Origin of the sequence: Rhodophyticola sp. (assembly GCF_965284195.1) — a bacterium.
Classification (GTDB): Bacteria; Pseudomonadota; Alphaproteobacteria; order Rhodobacterales; family Rhodobacteraceae; genus Rhodophyticola.
Genome location: NZ_CBDIRM010000001.1, coordinates 3,540,602 through 3,560,472, shown reverse-complemented (window position 1 = coordinate 3,560,472; position 19,871 = coordinate 3,540,602). Strand labels below are relative to the sequence as shown.

At 67.0% G+C, this 19,871-nt stretch carries 17 protein-coding genes; 8 read left to right on the top strand and 9 right to left on the bottom strand.

Annotated features, from left to right (window positions below; translation table 11 throughout):
- The first annotated feature begins 133 nt into the window (after nt 1–133).
- Together ACQ651_RS17770 and ACQ651_RS17765 are read left to right on the top strand one after the other, a co-directional pair.
- Nucleotides 134–904, top strand: coding sequence for an MlaA family lipoprotein (locus tag ACQ651_RS17770; RefSeq protein WP_430450348.1), 771 nt, complete (start codon nt 134–136; stop codon nt 902–904).
- Nucleotides 894–1,520 carry an MlaC/ttg2D family ABC transporter substrate-binding protein gene (locus ACQ651_RS17765; RefSeq protein WP_430450347.1) on the top strand — a complete coding sequence of 209 codons (627 nt, stop codon included), beginning with the start codon at nt 894–896 and terminating at the stop codon, nt 1,518–1,520. Before ACQ651_RS17770 ends, ACQ651_RS17765 begins: the two co-directional genes overlap by 11 nt.
- A 48-nt stretch (nt 1,521–1,568) precedes the next feature.
- Here ACQ651_RS17765 and ACQ651_RS17760 read toward each other — a convergent pair whose 3' ends face one another.
- A complete protein-coding gene (locus ACQ651_RS17760) occupies nt 1,569–3,752 on the bottom strand; it encodes a transglycosylase domain-containing protein (RefSeq protein WP_430450014.1) in 2,184 nt (727 codons plus the stop codon).
- Nucleotides 3,753–4,027: 275 nt separating this feature from the next.
- Here ACQ651_RS17760 and ACQ651_RS17755 point away from each other — a divergent pair, with 275 nt between their 5' ends.
- The 5 genes from ACQ651_RS17755 (at nt 4,028) to ACQ651_RS17735 (ending at nt 6,972) form a co-directional block, all read left to right on the top strand.
- Entirely contained in the window at nt 4,028–4,366 is a 339-nt protein-coding gene (locus tag ACQ651_RS17755; RefSeq protein WP_121896780.1) for a P-II family nitrogen regulator, read from the top strand.
- 34 nt (nt 4,367–4,400) lie between these two features.
- On the top strand, nt 4,401–5,738 hold the full coding sequence (locus ACQ651_RS17750) for an ammonium transporter (protein ID WP_375550956.1): 1,338 nt from the start codon (nt 4,401–4,403) through the stop codon (nt 5,736–5,738).
- Between the two features lie 141 nt (nt 5,739–5,879).
- The gene (locus ACQ651_RS17745; RefSeq protein ID WP_430450013.1) at nt 5,880–6,374 is read left to right on the top strand and encodes a nucleotidyltransferase domain-containing protein; all 495 of its coding nucleotides are present in this window, start codon (nt 5,880–5,882) and stop codon (nt 6,372–6,374) included.
- Between the two features lie 102 nt (nt 6,375–6,476).
- Nucleotides 6,477–6,629, top strand: coding sequence for a hypothetical protein (locus ACQ651_RS17740; protein WP_227286991.1), 153 nt, complete (start codon nt 6,477–6,479; stop codon nt 6,627–6,629).
- 16 nt (nt 6,630–6,645) lie between these two features.
- Entirely contained in the window at nt 6,646–6,972 is a 327-nt protein-coding gene (locus ACQ651_RS17735) for a hypothetical protein (protein ID WP_430450012.1), read from the top strand.
- A gap of 76 nt (nt 6,973–7,048) precedes the next feature.
- Here the strand turns inward: ACQ651_RS17735 and trxA are convergent, their stop codons facing one another.
- The 8 genes from trxA to regB form a co-directional block, all read right to left on the bottom strand.
- Entirely contained in the window at nt 7,049–7,369 is a 321-nt protein-coding gene (gene trxA / locus ACQ651_RS17730; protein WP_121896147.1) for a thioredoxin, read from the bottom strand.
- A 68-nt stretch (nt 7,370–7,437) separates the two neighbouring features.
- A complete protein-coding gene (addA, locus tag ACQ651_RS17725) occupies nt 7,438–10,821 on the bottom strand; it encodes a double-strand break repair helicase AddA (RefSeq protein WP_430450011.1) in 3,384 nt (1,127 codons plus the stop codon).
- Complete coding sequence (gene addB, locus ACQ651_RS17720) at nt 10,818–13,781, bottom strand: double-strand break repair protein AddB (protein ID WP_430450010.1); 2,964 nt, start codon at nt 13,779–13,781, stop codon at nt 10,818–10,820. Before addB ends, addA begins: the two co-directional genes overlap by 4 nt.
- Nucleotides 13,771–14,466, bottom strand: a complete 696-nt coding sequence (locus ACQ651_RS17715) for a nucleotidyltransferase family protein (RefSeq protein WP_375550961.1) — start codon at nt 14,464–14,466, stop codon at nt 13,771–13,773. The genes addB and ACQ651_RS17715 overlap by 11 nt, the downstream gene beginning before the upstream one ends.
- Nucleotides 14,463–15,434 (bottom strand): aminoglycoside phosphotransferase family protein, encoded by a 972-nt coding sequence (locus ACQ651_RS17710; RefSeq protein ID WP_430450009.1) that lies wholly within the window; start codon nt 15,432–15,434, stop codon nt 14,463–14,465. Before ACQ651_RS17710 ends, ACQ651_RS17715 begins: the two co-directional genes overlap by 4 nt.
- Nucleotides 15,431–15,952, bottom strand: coding sequence for a tRNA (adenosine(37)-N6)-threonylcarbamoyltransferase complex ATPase subunit type 1 TsaE (gene tsaE / locus ACQ651_RS17705; RefSeq protein ID WP_430450008.1), 522 nt, complete (start codon nt 15,950–15,952; stop codon nt 15,431–15,433). The genes ACQ651_RS17710 and tsaE overlap by 4 nt, the downstream gene beginning before the upstream one ends.
- 64 nt (nt 15,953–16,016) lie before the next feature.
- Nucleotides 16,017–17,606 (bottom strand): PAS-domain containing protein, encoded by a 1,590-nt coding sequence (locus tag ACQ651_RS17700; protein ID WP_430450007.1) that lies wholly within the window; start codon nt 17,604–17,606, stop codon nt 16,017–16,019.
- Between the two features lie 66 nt (nt 17,607–17,672).
- Nucleotides 17,673–19,076, bottom strand: a complete 1,404-nt coding sequence (gene regB, locus ACQ651_RS17695) for a sensor histidine kinase RegB (protein ID WP_430450006.1) — start codon at nt 19,074–19,076, stop codon at nt 17,673–17,675.
- A 144-nt stretch (nt 19,077–19,220) separates the two neighbouring features.
- On the opposite strand from regB, the gene ACQ651_RS17690 reads away from it, so the two are divergent.
- Nucleotides 19,221–19,814: an SCO family protein gene (locus ACQ651_RS17690; protein ID WP_430450346.1), complete on the top strand. Its 594-nt coding sequence runs from the start codon at nt 19,221–19,223 to the stop codon at nt 19,812–19,814.
- The last annotated feature ends 57 nt before the right edge of the window (nt 19,815–19,871 follow it).

Here is a 19,871-nt window from a genome sequence, read left to right as displayed (position 1 = left end):
TAGGATACAGCCGCTCGCCTTTCTCAAAGGTTCAGTGAAACACTTTATGCAACACGGGCCCTTTGCAAACGGTTACTTCCGCGTGGTCCCGATTGAAACAGCAGATCGCCAACAGGAGTCCCGTGTGCCCGTCATGTCCATTTTCCGCACCCGCAGTCTGTGTGCCGTTCTTGGGCTGCTTGTCACGCTTTCGGCCTGTGGCCCGGCCGCGCTGCCGCCCGCAAGCGCGATAAACGACCCCGACGAGGCGCAGAATCGCGCGGCGCATGAATTCAATCGCGGGCTGGACCGTGCGCTGGTCAGGCCCACCGCCTCCGCGCTCGGCTCCGCGATACCGGAGCCGGTGCTGGTCGGGGTCGGGCGGATGTCCTCCAACCTCAATCAGCCGGGCTATGTGGTGAACAATGTTCTGCAATTCCGCTTCGGTCAGGCGATCCACAACACCGCGCGTTTCGTGATCAACACCACCATCGGGATCGGCGGCATCTTCGACCCGGCCAGCGCGATGGGGCTTGAGGAGCGTGACACGGATTTTGGCGAAACCCTGCATCTCTGGGGTGCGCCCGAGGGCCCTTACATGGAACTGCCGGTGCTGGGCCCGTCGACCTCCCGCGATACGGTCGGGCGGGTCGTCGATTTTGCCCTCAATCCGCTGCGTGGGCTCGACACCCGGCCCCGCAATGTCACGAGGGGGATCGATGTCGCCGCGGGTTTCGGCAACCGGCATCGCTTTGGCGGCACCATCGACAGTGTCCTGTATGAGAGCGAAGACAGCTACGCACAGGCGCGGTCGATCTATCTTCAGAATCGCCGCTTCGAGTTGCGCGGCGACGCCGATCCGGGTTTCATCGACCCGTATGAGGACCCTTATGGAGAGTTGTTCTTTGACCCCTATGCAGAATAATGCAACGCCACCGTCCGGTCTGACCCGGCGCCGCTTTGCAGCCCTGACCGTGGGTGCCGGGCTGGCCGCGCTGGCCCTGCCGCGCCCGGCGCTGGCCCTGACCACCGCCGAGGCCCGCGGTCTGATCGACCGCGTGGTTGCCGAGTTGCTGCAGATCATCAATTCCGGGCAGTCCGAAGCGGCGATGATTCGCGAGTTCGAGCGGTTTTTCGCCCGCCACGCCGATGTGCCGATCATCGCGCAATCGGTCCTGGGCCCGCCCGCGCGCACCGCCTCCCGGGCGCAGATGCGTGCCTTCACCGAGGCGTTTCAGGGCTACATGGCGCGCAAATACGGCCGCCGCTTCCGCGAGTTCATTGGCGGGCGGATCGAGGTGGTCGACGGCCGTCAGGTCAACCAGTATTTCGAGATCATCTCCACCGTGCGGATCCGGAATGAACGCCCGTTCGAGCTGCGCTGGCTGGTGTCGGACAGATCGGGGCAGGATCGATTCTTCAATCTGGTGATCGAAGGCGTGAACCTGCTGATCACCGAGCGGTCGGAAATCGGCGGAATGCTGGACCGGCGCGGCGGCGATATCGACGCGTTGATCGGGCATCTGAGAACCGTGGGCTAGCTCACGCCCGGCCCCGAAGGCAGCCCCGCCGCGGGCTGCCCGCGGTCGTCAGTTTCCGTTCAGGATCGTGCCCAGCACCTCCATCAGGATCTGCTCGGCCAGATCGGGGCGTCTTTCGCCCTGAGCCTGCGGCGCCTGCTGAAGCGGCTGGGCGGGTTGCGCTTCGGCGATCGGGTCGATCATCGGCAAGGGGCGGGGCGGAATATCCACATGGATCCGCTCCATCGTCTGCCGCCAGATCTCTGCCGGCAATCCGCCGCCCGACACGCCCGATAGCGGCGTGTTGTCATCATAGCCCATCCACACGCCGGCGACGTAATCAGCGGTAAACCCGATGAACCACGCGTCGCGGGCGGAGTTGGTCGTGCCGGTCTTTCCGGCGGCGGGCCGGTCGGGCAGTTGTGCGCGCTGGCCGGTGCCATTGGCCACCACCTGCGCCATCATGTAGGTCAGTTGCCGCGCGGCCTCTTCCGAGATCACGCGATCCTGTATGCCGCCTTCCTGCCCGATCAGGGCCCTGTCATCGCCGAGAATCCGCAGCTCCATCAGCCCATAGGGCGTCACCGCGGACCCGCCGTTGAGAATGCCCGCATAGGCCCCCGTCATCTCGATCAGGCTCGCCTCGGACGCGCCGAGCGCCACTGCGGGCCCGTCGGCAAGATCGCTGTCGATGCCGAACCCCTCGGCCACATCCCGCGTCGCCTCCCGGCCCACGGTTTCCGACAGGCGCACCGCCGCGGTGTTCAGCGATGCCCTGAGTGCATCGGTCAGCGTCACCTCGCCGTAGAACCGGCCGGTATAGTTCTCGGGGCTCCACGGTCCCGATCCGGGAATGTCGATGGTCAACGGCCCGTCATAGATCAGATCGTCGAACCGCCAGCCGAAATTGAGCGCAGCCGCATAGACGAAGGGTTTGAACGAACTGCCGGTCTGCCGCATCGCCTGCACCGCCCGGTTGAATTGCCCCGGCGCCTGCGTCTCCCGACCGCCGACCATGGCCCGCACCGCACCATCGGCGGACATCACGACGATAGCGGCCTGCGCGCCCGAACCTTCGCTCACCTGGTTGGTGAACACATCGGCCAGCGCGTCTTCGGCAGCGGCCTGCATGGCCGGGTCGAACGTGGTGCGGATAATCACGTCTTCGGTGGTTTCATTGGTCAGGAACCCCGGCCCCGCGCCCATGATCCAGTCGGCGAAAAAGCCGCCGGTTTCCTGTCGCGCCGCGTCCGACAGCGTCGCCGGGGCGGCCCGCGCCGCATCCGCTTCGGCAGTGGTCAGGAAGCCTTGCTCCTCCATCAGCCCAAGCACCAGATTGGCCCGGCGCTGCGCGCGTTCCAGATTGCGGGTCGGCGCATAATAGGACGGCGCCACCAGAAGACCGGCCAGCATCGCGGCCTGCTGCGGCTGCAATTCGGAACTGGAATGGCCGAAATAGCGCTGCGACGCCGCCTCGAAGCCGCGCGTCCCGGCGCCCAGATAGGCGCGGTTGAAATAGATCGTCAGGATTTCGTCCTTGGTGTAGCGGAACTCCATCGCCAGCGCGAAGGGCACCTCCTGGATCTTCCGCCAGAGCGTGGTGCGGCGGCAATCCGTTTCGTATTCGGCCTCGCTTTCCCATTCGGACGGGTCATAGGCGACGCCCAGACACATCAGCTTGGCCACCTGCTGCGTGATGGTGGAACCGCCATGCCCCTCCAGCGGGCCGCGGCCTTCGCGCATATTGATCCGGATGGCGCTGGCGATGCCCCGCGGGCTGATCCCCACATGGCGATAGAACCGCCGGTCCTCGGTGGCGACCACCGCATGGGTCAGATGCGGGCTGACGCTGTCGGGGTCGATCATCCCGCCATATTGCTCGCCACGCCACGCAAACACGTTGCCGTCGCGGTCCAGCATGGTCACCGATCCGCGCGCCCGCGCATCGACGACCTCGCCCACCGGCGGCAGCAGGGCGTAGTAATAGGCCGCCGCACCCAGAACGATGATGCCCAGCACCACCGCCCCGCGCCAGATCACCCCGAAGATCATGCGGAACACGAACCTGACAAGGGCCGCGATCCACCCCAGAATACCGGGCCGGCGGGTCCGCGCCTGTTTCCGTCGGCGGGGTGCGCGCCTGGCGGAGGCCGTGCGCGTTGGGGATGCGGATGCGGACTTTGTCCTGCGGTCGGCCACAAGCCCGCGCTGCCCTTTGCGCGGCGGGCGGCCGCCGTTTCCTGATGGGCTCATGATGTCCTGCCTTCTTTTTCGCCAAGATAGGGAAAAACGACTCGATTGTGGAGGGCAGAATGCGCCCTTTCTTTCGCCCATGATGCTGCACCGCCGCATTCACGTCTTGCCAAAAAAACGGGCAGTTAACGTAATTTGCGCAAAAAATTTGCGTATACAACTTCCGGTTGTGCAAACCCTTCACCGTGTCGTTGCCCTTGGCGCGGCCGCGGCCTGTCTTTTCCTCCGTGACGTCCTTTTGGGGGACAGAAACCGAAAACCGGAAGGGGATGAACGTGAAACTCATCATCGCAGCAATCAAACCGTTCAAGCTGGAGGAGGTCCGCGAAGCCCTGACCGCCATCGGCGTGCGCGGCATGATGGTGACCGAGATCAAGGGCTTTGGCTCTCAATCCGGCCACACCGAGATCTATCGCGGCGCCGAATACGCCGTGAATTTCGTGCCGAAAGTGAAACTGGAAATCGTCGTTGCGGCCGCGATGGCGGATCAGGTGGTCGAAACCATTCAGAGCACCGCCAAGACCGACAAGATCGGTGACGGCAAGATCTTCGTCCTCGACGTGAACTCCGCCGTGCGCGTGCGGACCGGCGAAACCAATGACGACGCGCTGTGAGCGCGCGCCCTTTCGACAAAAGGACATCCATCAGATGAAAACCAAGTATCTTATCCCGCTGGCCGCCGTGGCAACCGCTGCGCTGCTGCCATCCGTGGGGGTCGCGCAGGAAGCCGGCGTAGAGGCCGCAGCGCACACCTCCTACATCCTGACGACGCTTCTGTTCCTCGTCGGCGGCTTTCTCGTGTTCTGGATGGCCGCCGGCTTCGCGATGCTCGAAGCCGGGCTGGTCCGTTCCAAGAACGTCACAATGCAGCTGACCAAGAACATCTCGCTCTTCGGCATCGCCGCGATCATGTACTGGCTGGTGGGCTTCGGGATCATGTATCCCGCCGATTGGCTGATCGAAGGCTGGCTTGGGCCCTTCTTTGCGGTCACCGCGCTGGAACCTGTGGCGCTCGACCCGGCCGAGGCCTCGCTGGACTACGCCTCGGCGGGTTCGGACTTCTTCTTCCAGCTGATGTTCTGCGCCACCACGGCCTCGATCGTCTCGGGCACCCTGGCCGAGCGGATCAAGCTCTGGCCCTTCCTGACCTTCGTTGTCGTGCTGACCGGCTTCATCTACCCGATCGAGGCATCCTGGCAGTGGGGCGGCGGCTGGCTGTCCGAAGCGGGCTTCTCCGACTTCGCGGGCTCGACGCTGGTGCATGCCGCTGGTGGTGCCGCGGCGCTGGCCGGGGCCATCGTGCTTGGTCCCCGGATCGGCAAGTACAGCAAAGATGGCAAGGTCAACCCGATGCCGGGTTCCAATCTGGCGCTTGCCACGCTTGGTACGTTCATCCTCTGGCTCGGCTGGTTCGGCTTCAACGGCGGCTCGCAGCTCGCCATGGGCACGGTGAGCGACGTGGCCGATGTCTCCCGGATCTTCGCCAACACGAATATGGCGGCGGCCTCCGGCGCCATCGCAGCCCTGATCCTGACCCAGCTCATCTATGGCAAGGCCGATCTGACCATGGTGCTGAACGGCGCGCTGGCGGGTCTCGTCTCGATCACAGCAGAACCGCTTGCCCCGTCGCTCTTCCTGTCGCTGATCATCGGGGCGATCGGCGGCCTGATCGTGGTCTTCACGGTCCCGCTTCTCGACAAGCTGAAGATCGATGATGTGGTCGGCGCCATTCCGGTGCACTTCTTCGCCGGGATCTGGGGCACACTCGCCGTAGTGCTGACCGGCGGCTACCATGGGGAAGCCACGCTTGGCGCGCAGATCCTGGGGATCGTGGCGGTCATCGCCTTCGTCTTCGTCAGCTCGCTCATCGTGTTCTACGTGCTCAAGGCCACCATCGGCCTGCGCGCAAGCGAAGAGGACGAGATCAACGGCCTCGACGTTTCCGAGCTTGGCATGGAAGCCTACCCGGAATTCGCGAAGGGCTGATCGGGCCCGGACCACGCGAAACAAGACTGAAAAAGGCGCTCCGGACGGGGCGCCTTTTTCAATGCTGGCGCGCCTTGCGGCCAGCCACTATGCAAAGACCGGTCAGGATCCGAAAACGCCGCCGGGACAATGCGCCAGACCATGTCACCAGAAATGCCGGAAAGCATGGCTGCCCGGATCTGCGCAGCACTGGCCCGGGCCGGTGTCACCGTATGGATCGACGGCGGATGGGGCGTTGACGCGCTTCTGGCGCGGCAGACCCGAGCCCATGGCGACCTTGATCTGGTGGTTGCCGCCGCCGATCTGGAACCGATCCTGGCCCGGCTGGACGAGATGGGTTTCGCCGTGATCGACAGCCCGGATCAAAGAGCGTGGAACTTCCTGCTGGGGGACGACGCCGGCCATCGGATCGACCTGCATGTCGTGGTCTTCGAAACCAGCGGCGACGGCATTTACGGCCCGCCCGAGAATGGCGAGAGCTATCCCGCCGCGGCCTTTGCCGGGCGGGGCGATCTGGCCGGGCAGCAGGTGCATTGCATGACGGCGGAATTCCAGATCGCGAACCGGAGGGGATATGCCCTGCGCGACGTCGACCTGCATGACATCCGGGTTCTGCGCGCCGCCTTCGGCATCTGAGACGGTGGCGGCAATCAGCAAAACCTATGACGTGCAAAGGATACACCCACTGGCACGCACAGGGCGCGCACCCATCTGAAACCCATGAAACAGGAGAGCCCGATGACAGATCCGACACCCCCCTCGCGCGGGTCGTCCAGCCTTGACGACTGGCGCGCGTGGATGACGACCAATGTGCATCTGACCCTGCCCAGATGGAGCCTCTGCGCCGGCGGGCTTGCCGCGCTCGTCCTTCTGATTGCCGCGCTGGATTGATCCCGGACAGACGCAAATGAAACCAGTCGCACTTGGTCTCGCCCTTGGCGTCCTGCTCGTCTCCGCCGCCGGCGCGGAAACGACCGATATCGCGGATCTGCGCCCGGGCATGTCCGTTACGCTGACCGGCACGGTCGAGCGGGTAACGGACGAGGACGAATTCGAACTGGCCGACGGGACCGGACGCGTCCGGGTCTATGTCGGGCCGAATCCGGTGCCCGCGGCGGAGGGGGAAACCCTTACCGTGATCGGCACGGTGGATGACGACCTGCCGCTGGAGGTCTACGCGACCGGCGCCGTTCTGGCCGACGGGACGGAGGTTTCGTTCCCCTATCGCTATTGAAGCCGCGAAAATGCGCCGGGGCGACGAAAAAGGGCGCCCGAAGGCGCCCCGAATTCATGTCCTTAGAAAAAACGATTCAGACCGCCTCTTCGATCCATTTCTGAAGTGCTGCTTTCGGGGCGGCGCCGACCTTGTTGGACACCACTTCGCCATCCTTGAACATGAACAGCGCCGGGATCCCTCGCACGCCAAGCTGCATGGGTGAATTGGGGTTTTCGTCCACATTCACCTTCACGATCTTGACCTTGCCGTCATACTCCATCGACAGCTCTTCCAGGGCCGGGCCGATCTGTTTGCAGGGGCCACACCATTCGGCCCAGAAATCCACCACTACGGGAATGGCCGACTGCCGGACTTCGGCATCAAACGTATCGTCGGTGACGGAAACGGTGCTCATGTGTCGCTCTCCTCAAAGGCGCGGGAAGTGGGCTTGGAGGTCGAAGGTATGGACCCGCCCGCCCAAGGTCAAGCTGTGGCCGCCCTTTGCAACGCAGCCATGACGGAACCGTGAGCCAGAGGCATCAGTGTCGCGTTGCGGGTCCACAGAATCGCCGTGTCGATCCGCCGCCCGGGATAAAGCGGGGCCAGCATCTCGGCATAGGCGCCCATCTGGCGCAACAGGCCCTCGGGCACCTCCACCGCGTCGGCGGGCACGACCGCGTTGGACTTGAAATCCACGGCCAGCACCCGGTCCTCGCGGACGATCAGCCGGTCGATCACCCCCATCATCTGGACAGAAAGCGTGTCGCTCCACGCGGTCAGGGGCACCTCGGCCAGCGCATCACCGGCAAAGACCGGGGCCAGCGCCGGGGCGTTCAGAACCCGCGCCGCCTCCTCCAGCAGGGCCAAGGCCTCCGCGTCGTCAACCGCGTCCTCCAGCGCCAGAATGCCCGGGGCCGCCGCCAGCCAGCCAGCCTGCGGCAGGCCGGGCAGGTATTCAAGCAGCAGATGGATCAGCCGCCCGCGCCGCTTCGCCGCCTCCTCCGCCAATCCTGCGGCCTCCGAGGGCAGAGCCTTCGCGCCGCCCAGATCGGACGGGCTGCGCGCGGCCTGCATCCGGCCCTCGTCCGCCACCGGGGTCAGGGCCCAGCCCGGCAGGGGCGGGCGGGCGGCATCCGAGGGCGGTGTCTCGTCGCCGGGGGCCGCCCAGTCGCCGGTCTCAAGGCGAAGCCCGGTCTCCCCGAACATCGGATGCGGTGCGGCGCCCAGAGCCTCCGCGCTTTCGCGGATTGTCCCGTACCAGCTTTGCGCGGCCGTCTTGCCCAGCTCTCCGGCGGCGGCCACGATCAGCCAGCTTTCCGCCCGCGTCATCGCGACATAGAGCAGGCGGTTGCGCTCTTCCGCCTCGGCCTCGGCCATCCCGTCCAGCGCGGCGCGGACCCTCGCCGGCGCATCCGTCCTGGCCAACGGCCAGACCAGCGGGCCGTCCTCCGGCTCCAGAAGGGTCACACCCCGGTTCCCGGCGCGGCGCTGCGCGCAATCGGGCAGGATCACGATCGGGGATTCCAGCCCCTTGGCCCCATGGATCGACATCACCCGGATCTGGTTGCCCGCACTGCCCGGATCGCGCTTGATGGTCACATCATCGGCCTGAAGCCAGCCGACGAACCCGGTCAGGCTGGGCACCTCCATCCGCTCATAGGCCAGCGCCTGGCCCAGCATCGCATCGATCCCGTCCTCGGCCTCACCGCCAAGCCGGGCCAGCAGGTTCCGCCGCGCATCATGGCGGATCAGCACCCGTTCCAGCAGATCGTACGGGCGCAGGAAATCCGCATGATCGCGCAGGTCTTCCAGCAGGGCCACGGTCTGCGGAAACTCCGCCGCACGGGTTTGCAACGCCCGCCACAGGAAGCCCTCCCGCGGGTTGGCCAGATCGTAGAGATCCGCCTCCGACCAGCCCAGAATCGGGGAGCGCAGGACCGCCGCGAGCGACAGGTCATCCTCCGGCGTGGCCAGAAACGCCATCAGCGCGATCAGATCCTTCACCGCCAGTTCCGCGGCCACACGCATCCGGTCGGCCCCCGCAATGGGCAGCCCCGCCGCCTTGATCGCGGCAATCATCTCGTGAAACAGATCCGAGCGGCGCTGAACGAGGATCAGGATATCGCCGGCCCGGGCGGCGCGGCGATGGGGTTTTCCGTCTTTCTCGACCTCGATCATGGTCTTGCCGTCCAGCATCGCCCCGATCGCCGCGGCCACGCGCCGGGCCAGCCGGACATGGTGGTGATCCTCCTCCAGCAGGTCGACCGGGTTTTCCCAGTTCGAGGGATCCGTCGTGTCGGATTTCGGGATATGCGGCCAGATATCCACCCGGCCCGGAAGCGCGGATTTGAAGGCCCTGTGGCCAACATCGGGGCCAAGCCCCGCCCCCGCCGCGCCGCCGGCCACATGATCGACCAGCGCCAGGATCGGGGCCGCCGACCGGAAGGAATAGATCAGCTCGCGCGACTGAAACGGGGCGTCGATCTGCGCCAGCCGGTCGGCAAAATGGGCGCGCATCCGGTCAAACCCCGAAGGGTCCGCGCCCTGAAAGGAATAGATCGACTGTTTCTTGTCGCCGACCACGAAAACCGTGCGCGCCGTATCCGCCCGCGCCCCTTCGCCGGAGGCGAATTCCTCGGCCAGTTTCGCGATGATCTGCCATTGGGCGGGGGCAGTATCCTGCGCCTCGTCCACCAGAATGTGGTCGATCCCGCCATCCAGACGGAACAAGACCCATTGCGCGACGCCCGGGGCCATAAGCAGGGTTCTCATGCGCCGGATCAGATCGTCGAAATCCAGCCAGCCGCGGGCCTGTTTGGCCGCGTCATAGGCCGGCAGGAACGCCGCCGCGAAGCGATGCAGCGCCGCGGTCTTCTGCGCCGACAGCATGGCGCGGCGGCGCGGGCGCGCGGCCTCAAGCCGAAGCATGAACGCCTCCAGCGGGGGCAGATCCGCCCCCATCGCGGCCCGGATCTGCGCGTTCCCGATACTGCCGATTTTCGCCGCATCGGGCGTGTTCGCGCCGGAGCCCGTCAGGAACACCTCCTCGATCTGCGCCAGATCCTCCAGATCGGGCGTGGCCCAGTCGAACCCGCTCAGCACCCTGTGGCTTTTGGCGTGGGCGCGGTTTTCCGGGTCCAGCAGCCCGGCCAGCCTGTCGCAAAGCCGCTTCTCATCGCCCAGAAAGGTCTCGCGCAGAATATCGTCGGCGCTAAGCCCCGGGTCGACCCCGAACCAGCCGAAGATCCCGTCGCGTTCGCGCGGCGGCTCCACCCCGTCACGATGGGCCAGCAGCCCGCGCACCAGACCCGCCATATCGTCGCCCGACAGGTAGCGCGCCACCCCGTCAACCGCCGCGATATCCCCTCCCCCGGCCAGATCCGCCAGGACGTCTTCGGCCAGCAGAAGCTGCGCGCGCTCGTCCATTTCGGTGAAGCCCGGCGACACCCCCGCCTCAAGCGGGAAACGGCGCAGAACGCCGCCGCAGAACGAGTGGATCGTCTGGATCTTGAGGCCACCCGGCGTCTCGATCGCGCGGGCGAAGAGCGTGCGGGCCCGCGACAGAAGCGCCGGCGTCACCCGCTCCGCCGCCAATCCCAGATCGGCCAGAGCGCGGGCCAGATCGTCATCGGGCATCATCGCCCAGCCCCCCAGCCGCCGGAATAGCCGGTTCTGCATCTCCGACGCGGCCGCCTTGGTGTAGGTCAGGCACAAGATCCGCTCGGGCGGCACCTCATCCAGCAACAGCCGCGCCACCCGGTCGGTCAGCACCCGGGTCTTGCCGCTGCCGGCATTGGCCGACAGCCATGTGGATGTGCCCGGATCGGCCGCCAGAACCTGCGCGCGGGACGCATCGTCGAGGCTCATGGGCCCACCTCCTCGGGTGTCGGCGCGGTGGTCTCGTCCCACTCGCCATAGCGCGCCAGATGGTCGTAGTCGCCCGCATAGCGCAGCTCCGCCATGGCCCGCCGCGCCGTATAGCCCGTGGCCGGATCCGCGTAGCGGGCAAGGAGCGCACCAAGCTCCCGGCCGATCCGGTCGATCTCCGCGGCGCCGACGTCGTGGCTGAGAACAGCACCGCCGCCGCCCAGACCGATATAGGCGATCCGCGCGACGTCCCTGACCTCCCCGAAGGCACCGGCCCGCGCCATCAGCGCCTCCAGCCAAAGCTGCTTGTTGAAGTACCGCTCCTGATCGGCGGAGGGGACCGATCCGGTCTTGTAGTCATAGATCGCCAGCGCCCCGTCCGGCGTCAGGTCGATCCGGTCCGCGGTGCCGCCGAGCGTGAAGTCGGGCGTGCCGTCGGGCACCGCCAGCCGCATCTCGCCCGCGACCTCCAGCAGATAGGGCTCCGCAAAGCCGCGCCGCGCGCGTTCGCCCGCCACGAACCACGGCGCGATGCGTTCCAGCCGCGCCTGCCACAGCCTGCGGGCGACCGGCCACGGCACCTCCTTGCGGAGCGCTTCGGCCGCGAGCCGGACGAACAGATCCTCCGCATCGTCGGGCAGACCGCTTCGGGTTGCCTCCACGAACCGGCGCAGAATGGCGTGAAGCGCGGTGCCGCGCAGGCGGGCATCCGGGGACTGTCTCAACGGCTCCAGCGGCCGCAGGCGCAGGGTTTTCAGTGCGTAGATCGCATAGGGGTCGCGCACCAGCTTCTCGATCTGGGTCACCGACAGCCGGCCGGGCCGGGCCGACAGGGGCGGGCGGGGCGACGGGCGCGGCGCCGGGGCGACGGGGGCCACCGGAGCGCCAAGCGCGTCGGCCAGCGACAGCCAGCCGGCCCCGCGCCGGCGCATATCGGCAAGCGCAGCCCGTGACACGGGGCTTGTCCCGTCCATCAGGTTCACCAGCCGGTTCAGCCAGCGAGAGGGCACGGTTTCGGTTTCCGCGTCCCGGCGCGACCGGCTGAGCCAGACCTCCCGCGCCGCCGCGGCCTGCTGAAAGTCATGGGCCGACAGCCCGATCTGCCGGTCCGGCAGGCGCAGCCCCGCCTCGGCCCGCATCGCCCGGTTCAGCCACGGATCGGCCCCCGGCGCGGCGGGCCAGATACCTTCGTTCAGCCCCGCAAGGATCATCAGGTCGGCCCCCTGAACCCGCGCCTCCAGCGCCCCCCAGATCATGATCCGCGCATGGGGCCGGACCGGGTTCCGTGCCTCCGCATCGTCCAGAACCGCGCCGATCAGATCGCGGTACTCCGCGGCGCTCAGCAGGCCGCCCGCATCCGCGTCCTCGGCCACCGCGCGCATCAGGCGCTCGGCCGCCTGCCCGTCGTCGCGCGCCCAAAGCGCGCCCGCGCCATCCGCGCCGGGCCCCGCCGCCAATGCCTCGGTCACCGCGATATGCCGGGCGACATGATCGGCCAGCGGCAGAGCCCCGCCGGGCCGGTCGGCCAGCGCCAGATCGGCAACCCACGCCGCCCAGTCGACGCTGCCTGGATCGCCGCGGCGCCCGCTTGCCCAGCCGATCAGGTCCTGGCGCTGCGGATGCGGCCCGCCACCCCGCAACACCTGCAGTTCCAGATCGCGCGCCCTGAGCAGATGCTGCCCGCGATCGTCGCGCCCGGAATGGCTCAAAGGATGCTTCAGCAAGATAAGCAGCCCCTCCGCCGTGGCCGGCGCAACCAGAAGCTCGGCCACGTGCCGCAGCAGACGGCCCGGCGCGGTGAGGGAGATCGGCTGTCCGGCGCTGTCGTCGGGCAGGATGTTCCAACGGTCAAGGGCGGCGGTCACCTGCCGGGTCAGGGTCCGGTCGGGGCTGATCAATGCGGCGGTCTGCCCGGTTTCCGCCGCCTGGCGCAGACGCAGGGCAATCGCCGTGGCCTCCGCCTGCGGCGTCGGCGCCTCGATCAGGGTCAGATCGGCCACCGCCGGGGTCAGATCCCCCAGCCCGGGCCCTTCCTCGCGCCATTGATCGGTGACTGGTGCGGGACGCAAGGCCAGCGAAATCAAGCGGTTGCGAAGCGGATGCGGCGGTTCGAGGCCGCTCCAGACGGGCACATCGCCGGGCAGCATGCCCAGTGTCTCCGCAAAGCGCCCCAGACGGAACTGCGGGTGATCTTCCCCGCCCAGACCCACCGCGCGGCCCTGCATCAACCCCTGCCAGACCTCCGGCGGCATGTCGTAATCCAGCCCCGGCAGCACCACCGCCCCCTGCGGCAAACGCGCCACCGCCGCCATGAACCGGGCCGTCGACCCGCGCGATCCGGTGGATCCGGCAACGATCACCGGATGGTCCGGGGGCGCGGTCTCCCAGATCCGGTCTAGCCGGTCCACGACGGCGGAATGGCGCGCCTCCACCGTCAGGCTGTCCTCGCCCGCGAAAAACGGCGCCACGATGGACAGGAACGCCTGACTGCGCTGCCAGTGCTGCGCATGGTCGCCCACGTCGAGCATGCGGACGGTATCGGGGCTGACCCGTTCCTCCTGCATCTCGCCCATCAGATCGGCCAGACTGTCGGCCAACGGATAAAGCGCGGAGCGGGGCGCCAGGTCGGGCCGTTTTTCCAGCAGTTTCGCGATCAGCTGGCTCAGTTGCAGGCGCAGCCGCAGGGGCGACATCGCAGGCGGCAGCCCCGCCATATCGAGCCGCGCGGCCAAATCCGTGACGGGCAGGATGCGGGGCAGGAAACTGGCGCGCCGCGCGGCGAATTGCGCGGTCAGCCGGCGCTGCATCCGCGCGGTGTTGACGTAGATTTCCACCCGGGCCAGCGCTTCGGGCGGCTGCCCGGCCAGACGCGTCTCGATCCCGTCGATCAGCGCGGCGATGAAATCGACGCCGAGCGGGGTCGCGAAAACGCGTGGCTGGGGTGCGGGCTCAAACAGCATCGCGCCGCTCCAGCATCGCTTCGGCCAGGGGGATGCCGCCGGGGTGGCCCACATCGGCCCAGAACCCGGGATAGATCGCGCCGAACAGCCGGCCCCGCGCCATCAGCTTGCGCCAGATCACCCACATTGAAAACGGGCCGGGGGCCGTATCGTCGAACACGGCGCCATCAAGGATCTGCGCGCCCGTCCAGACCAGCCCGGTCTTGTCCGGGGTGATCCGCCCGGTTTCGGACAGCGCGAAGTCGCCGCCGCCCTGCCGCCCCACGGCCCGGTCACGGGGCACCAGCAGCAACAGGCCGTCCATCGCCCCGGGCCGCCAGCCGGCGGCCAGCAGGCGCAGCGCGTTTTCCCCGCGCCAGACCGCGTCGGAGTTCAGGCACCAGATCGGCCCTTCCCCCAGAACCGGCAGGGCATTGCGGACGCCCCCGCCGGAGTCCAGGACCTCCGGCGTCTCGTGCAGGAAGGTCACATCCTCCTGCTCCGTCAGATAGGCCGCCAGCCGATCGGCGCGATAGTGGCCGTTCACCGCGATTGGCGCGGCGCCGGCATCGCGGGCCTGCGCAAGGGCATGCTCGATCATCGGGCGGCCCGCCACCTCGATCAGCGGCTTGGGCCGGTCCGCGGTCAGGGCGCCCATCCGGCGTCCGAACCCGGCGGCAAGGATCATGCAGGACCGGGGCGTCATCCGACAGGGTCCGTGACCGGCAGATTGTCCAGAAGCGCGGAGACCGGGGCGCGCAGCGCGTGCAACTCCGCATGCGCGGCCGCGCGCCGGACATGCCCCGCGACGCGCGGCATGTGGCGCAGATATCCCGGTTTGCCCAATTCGCTGGCCAGCCGGGCGAAAACGCCCAGAATCCGCAGGTTGCGTTGCAGCGACAACAGCGCGCAATGCAGTCGGAACGCCGCCGGGTCCAGACCCAGCGCCGCCCCGTGCCGCGCGATCAGGTCGGCGCGAAGCGGCTCGGGCACATCCCGGCGCGCGTCATCCAGAAAGGAGATCAGATCGTAGCCCGCGGGCCCCGTGGCCGCGAGCTGGAAATCCAGCAACCCGACCCGGGCAAGCCCCTGCCGCCCGGGCAGCCAGATCAGGTTTTCCGCATGGTAATCGCGCAGGATCGTAACGCCGGGCCCGCCGAAATGGCTCCTGAACAGCGGCAGAAGCCGGTCGGATATCTCTTGCCGGAGACCCGCCGCATCGGCCCCCGGCGACAGGTGCTCGAACGTCACGGCCAGCATGTCGCACATCCGGTCCGGCGCCAGATGCGGCAGACCGGCCGGCGGCGGCAGACCGGCAAGGTGGGACAGAAGATCGGTGGCCTCGGTGTAAAGCGGGCGCTCGGCTTGCGGGTCGGTCTCGACGCAGCGGGCAAAGAGGTCGTCGCCCAGATCCTCCAGCAGCATCAGCCCGGCGCCGCGCCGGACGGCAAGGATCTCCGGCGCCGAAAGGCTGTGGGCTTTCAGGTAGGCGGCGATGTCCTGGAACCGGTCGAACTCCTCGTCCGGCGGGGCGATCATCAGGATGGCGGTCTGGTCCCCTGCCCGGTCATGAAGCCGCAGATAGCGCCGTGGGGAGGCATCCGCGGGCAGTGGCGTTCTGTGCGCCTCCGCCCAGCCCAGCGGTTTCAGAAACTCGTCGATCTCCGCGCTCATCCCGCCTCCAGACAGCGGGCAAGACGGGCGGCAAGTGCGGTATCATCGGCCATGTGCAGGGCGATCCCGCGACGGTCAGGGGTTTCGAGATCATGCGAAAAGACAAGCCAGGCCGCGCCCTCTGGCCAGCGCCCGGCCAGCCTGTCGGGCCATTCGATGAGGCAAAGCGCATCGGAAAACGCCTCCTCCAGCCCAAGCTCCAGCGCGTCATCGGCACCGGTCAGACGGTAGAGATCGCAATGCCAGATCTCCAGATCTCCAGCCTTATAGGTCTGAACCAGCGTGAAGCTGGGGGAGGGCACATCCTCTGCCGTTCCGTGCTCCGCCTGACGGCTCTGGATCAGGGCGCGGGCGAAATGAGTCTTGCCGCTGCCAAGATCGCCCGCCAGCAGGATCACGTCTCCGGCATGAAGCTCCGCCCCGATCCGCGCCGCCATCGCGGCCGTCGCCTCGGGGGAGGTGCTGACCCATCGGGCCAGGCAGGGCAATTCGGGGGAACGGGCGGCGGTGTCGGACATTTGCGGCGAGTTTAGCCATGGCCCGGCGGCCCGCAACCGCAACCTTGCACAAGATGGGCCGGGATCAGTCCTGCCCGCCCGCCACCTCGCGCAGCCGTTCGAGCTTCTCGGTGGTTTTGGACAAGCGCACGAAACTCACCATCATCGCCCCGCCCTTCAGCGGCGCGACCCGGCATTCCAGCGCCCGACCGTCGGCCATCACGATGTCGTCGGACCATGCCGCGCGTTCGGCCTCCTGACTGGCGAAGGCGCGGATATCGCCCCAGACCGGCGCGGGCCGGGTCGCCTCCTGCCACTGGCGCGTCGCCTCCACCAGACCCATCGTGCCCAGCATCTCTCGCGGGTCGGTCCCCCAGAGCCGTGCATAGGCATCGTTGCTGAGGATCAGCTGGCCATCCTTGGAGAATACCGCAAGCGCCGCCTCCCCTTCGTCCAGCACCGCCTGATAGAGGTCCAGATCCGCGCGGAACTGCCGGGTCAGCGAAACCTCGGAGCTGATATCCTCGAACATGAAGGCCACCGCCCCGTCGGGATGCGGGCGGCCGATCACCCGGTAGGTCTGCCCGGTGGGCAGCGTCCACAGCTCCTGATAGCTGCCGTCCTGCGCGGCCTGTTCCAGCCGCGACAGGCTGGCCCGCCATGCCTTGTAATTCTTGGGCTCGGGCATCCGCTGGCGTTCGCGTAACTGGTCGAGGAACGCGAACAGGCTGGGCCGGGAGGACAGCCATTCCGGGTCAAGCGTCGAGAGCGTCAGCAGGGCCGGGTTGAACAGCACCAGTTCCCGCCGCTTGTCGAAAATCGCCAGACCGATGGGCAGATGCGCGAAGGTCTTGGACAGGGTCTGCACGAAGTTGCGAAGCCCGGTTTCCGCCGCCACCAGCCGGTCGATCGACCGGGCCGCGTAAAGCGTTCCGCCATCCTCCTCCGGCGTCATCGAGACATCGTACCAACTGGGGTCCTGCTGATCGGGAATGTCGAGCTGGCAGCGCCGGAAGCTGCCGGGATCGGGCGGCGGATCAAGCTGATCGGCGAACAGCCTGCGGATCGGCCAGACCAGCGGCCCGTCCAGCTCCGTAGAGCGCCGGACCAGCCTGAAATAGGCAGCATTGGCCCAGGTGATCTGCGCATCCGGCCCCTCCCGCCACATCGGCACGGGCAGGAAATCAAGCGCCGCGCGCAGGCCTTTAAGTTCGGCCTGCAGACCGTCCAGACTGCCCTTGTGGATCGCCTGACGCGCCTTTCCCTCCTGCGCCGTGGCGACCGTGATGCAAAGCGTCTCGCCCTCGGTCCTGCCCGCGACCGAGATCGCGTCGCTGCCCAGATAGCCGATCAGCACGAAACCCTCGCCCCGGTGCCGCAATTCCTGCATCGCGTCGGGAATGCCCTCGTTGAGGGGGGTCAGCCCCTCCACAAGCCCGACCCAGGCGGCGGCCCGGTCCTCAGGGTCGGCGATAAAGCACTCGTCCTCATCCGGATCGGAGATCAGATACCCTTCGCGGAACACATATCTGCGCGGCATGTCCAGCGCCTGCCAGAACTGCTGCGCCGAAGCCGCGCCGCGCCGGCGCAGGAGCCATTGGCTGAGAATCATGGCACAGGAGGCCGCCGCCACGCTTACGACCACGAGAAGCACAATCACGGCGGTATCGGGCAAGACGACGCTCCAGAGCCTGGGGGACATATTCGCCAAGCACCAAACGGCAGAAGCATTAATGATCAGTTAAACGGGAATGGGTTGGTTCTCGCCAAGCGGCTTGCTGGCTTCGTCCGCCAGCAGGCCGATCGCCTCATAGGGCCAGCTGACCTCCACGATCGCGCCGCGCTTTTCACCCTTGTCCTCGGCCGCCAGGAACGGATCGGACGCATTCATGAACTGCACCGTGGCGCCGGAGCGCTCCAGAAGCGTCTTGGCGATGAACAGGCCAAGGCCCATCCCCTCGTAGCCCGGTCGCGGGTCGTGCTCGGGCCGGGACCGGCCGCGCAGGAACGGGTCGCCCAGACGCCCCAGCAGATCGGGGGGAAACCCGGCCCCGTCATCGACCATCCGCAACCGGATCGTCCCGTTGCCCCAGCGTCCCTCGATCCAGACCCGGCCATCGGCGAAATCGACGGCGTTCTGCACCAGATTGCGCAGGCCGTGGATGATCTCGGGCTTGCGGCGGATGATCGGCTGGGCGGCGGACATGTCGCCGGCGGGCTGGAAATCGTAATGGATCTCCGTACCGCGATCCGCATGTGGCTCCGCCGCCTCGCGCACCACGGCGCCCAGGGGCGCGCTGCGCATGTGAACGTCATCCTTACCGGCGCGCCCCATGGAGCGCAGGATATCGCGGCACCGATCCGCCTGATCCCGGATCAGGGCCACATCCTCCAGCAGCTCGGGCCTGTCCGCCAGCTCCTCCACCAGTTCGGTGGAAACCAGCTTGATCGTTGCAAGCGGGGTTCCCAGTTCATGGGCGGCGGCGGCCACGACACCGCCCAGATCGGTCAGTTTCTGCTCCCGCGCCAGAGCCATCTGCGTGGCCATCAGCGCCTGGCTCATCGAATGGGTTTCGCGGGTGACGCGGCGGGCATATGCCGACAGGAAGATGATCCCGATCACGATCGCAAGCCAGAACCCCAGCACGAAGAGATCGGGCAGTTCCAGAACCGAGCCATCAACCGTCGCCAGCGGAATGTGGAAATACGCCAGAAGCGAGATCATCAATATCGCCACGGCGCCCAGAAAAAGGGTGGAGCGCAGGGTCAGCGCCGTGGCCGAGATGGTGACCGGCGCGAGAATCAGCAAGGCGAACGGGTTGTTCAGCCCCCCGGTCAGGAACAGCAGGAACGACAGCTGCGTCAGATCGAACAGCAGCGTCAGCATCGCGTCGCGGTCGCTGAGGCGCTGGTTCTCCGGGAAGATCGTCATCGCGATCAGGTTCGAGATGACCCCCGCGCCGATGGCCAGGAAACACAGGCCCAGTTCGACCCTGAGGCCCAGATAGAGGCTGACCACGACCACGGTGATCGTCTGCCCAAGGATCGCCAGCCAACGCAGCACCAAGAGCGTGCGCAGACGCACCCAGTCGCTGGGCGCATCCCGGGTGACGAGCGTGATTGACGGATCGGGGAGTGAGGCCATCGGACGAGCGGGGCTTTCTGTCACAGGTACAGGATCGTGAATTGATAGTCGCTTGGTCTTAAGTGTTCAACAAACAGCACAACGTTGCGGGAGGTCGCGATGACTCGAGTTTACGCCATCAGCGCGGTCACGCTGATCGTGGCCATGCTGGCCGCCATCGCGGTGGTCATCTATATGGGCCGCGGGCAGCAGCTTGCCGATGCCGACCCTTATGCGCAATGCCGCAGTTCGCAGATCGCCGGCGGCGCGGGCAGTATCGGCGGCCCGTTCGAACTGGTCAGCGAAACCGGCGAGACCGTGACGGATGCCGACATCATAACCGAACCCACGCTGATCTATTTCGGTTATACCTTCTGCCCCGATGTCTGCCCGCTGGACACGGTCCGGAATGCCGAAGCGGTCGATATCCTGAGTGAACAGGGTCATTCGGTGACCCCGGTCTTCATCAGCGTCGATCCGGGCAGGGACACGCCCGAAGTGGTGGAGGCCTTCACCGCCAACATCCATCCCGACATGATCGGTCTGACCGGCACGCCGGAACAGACCGATGCCGCCTCCCGCGCCTACCGCACCTATTACCGGCTCCATGACACGTCGGACGAGTTTTATCTGGTCGATCATTCCACCTTCACCTATCTGGTGATGCCCGAGGACGGGTTCGTGGAGTTCTTCCGCAGGGAAATGTCGCCGGCGCAGATGGCCGAACAGGTCGAATGTTTCATCGAGGCCCGCTCGTAGCCACAAATTGACCTGTCCCGACGATTACGCCTATGTAGGTTGAATTGTTGAAGAACC

Excerpts from the sequence above, each read along its gene's own strand:
- ACQ651_RS17770 (WP_430450348.1), top strand. The coding sequence starts at position 134 with ATGTCCATTTTCCGCACCCGCAGTCTGTGTGCCGTTCTTGGGCTGCTT.
- ACQ651_RS17765 (WP_430450347.1), top strand. The coding sequence starts at position 894 with ATGCAGAATAATGCAACGCCACCGTCCGGTCTGACCCGGCGCCGCTTT.
- ACQ651_RS17760 (WP_430450014.1), bottom strand. The coding sequence starts at position 3,752 with ATGAGCCCATCAGGAAACGGCGGCCGCCCGCCGCGCAAAGGGCAGCGC.
- ACQ651_RS17750 (WP_375550956.1), top strand. The coding sequence starts at position 4,401 with ATGAAAACCAAGTATCTTATCCCGCTGGCCGCCGTGGCAACCGCTGCG.
- ACQ651_RS17745 (WP_430450013.1), top strand. The coding sequence starts at position 5,880 with ATGTCACCAGAAATGCCGGAAAGCATGGCTGCCCGGATCTGCGCAGCA.
- ACQ651_RS17740 (WP_227286991.1), top strand. The coding sequence starts at position 6,477 with ATGACAGATCCGACACCCCCCTCGCGCGGGTCGTCCAGCCTTGACGAC.
- ACQ651_RS17735 (WP_430450012.1), top strand. The coding sequence starts at position 6,646 with ATGAAACCAGTCGCACTTGGTCTCGCCCTTGGCGTCCTGCTCGTCTCC.
- trxA (WP_121896147.1), bottom strand. The coding sequence starts at position 7,369 with ATGAGCACCGTTTCCGTCACCGACGATACGTTTGATGCCGAAGTCCGG.
- addA (WP_430450011.1), bottom strand. The coding sequence starts at position 10,821 with ATGAGCCTCGACGATGCGTCCCGCGCGCAGGTTCTGGCGGCCGATCCG.
- addB (WP_430450010.1), bottom strand. The coding sequence starts at position 13,781 with ATGCTGTTTGAGCCCGCACCCCAGCCACGCGTTTTCGCGACCCCGCTC.
- ACQ651_RS17715 (WP_375550961.1), bottom strand. The coding sequence starts at position 14,466 with ATGACGCCCCGGTCCTGCATGATCCTTGCCGCCGGGTTCGGACGCCGG.
- ACQ651_RS17710 (WP_430450009.1), bottom strand. The coding sequence starts at position 15,434 with ATGAGCGCGGAGATCGACGAGTTTCTGAAACCGCTGGGCTGGGCGGAG.
- tsaE (WP_430450008.1), bottom strand. The coding sequence starts at position 15,952 with ATGTCCGACACCGCCGCCCGTTCCCCCGAATTGCCCTGCCTGGCCCGA.
- regB (WP_430450006.1), bottom strand. The coding sequence starts at position 19,076 with ATGGCCTCACTCCCCGATCCGTCAATCACGCTCGTCACCCGGGATGCG.
- ACQ651_RS17690 (WP_430450346.1), top strand. The coding sequence starts at position 19,221 with ATGCTGGCCGCCATCGCGGTGGTCATCTATATGGGCCGCGGGCAGCAG.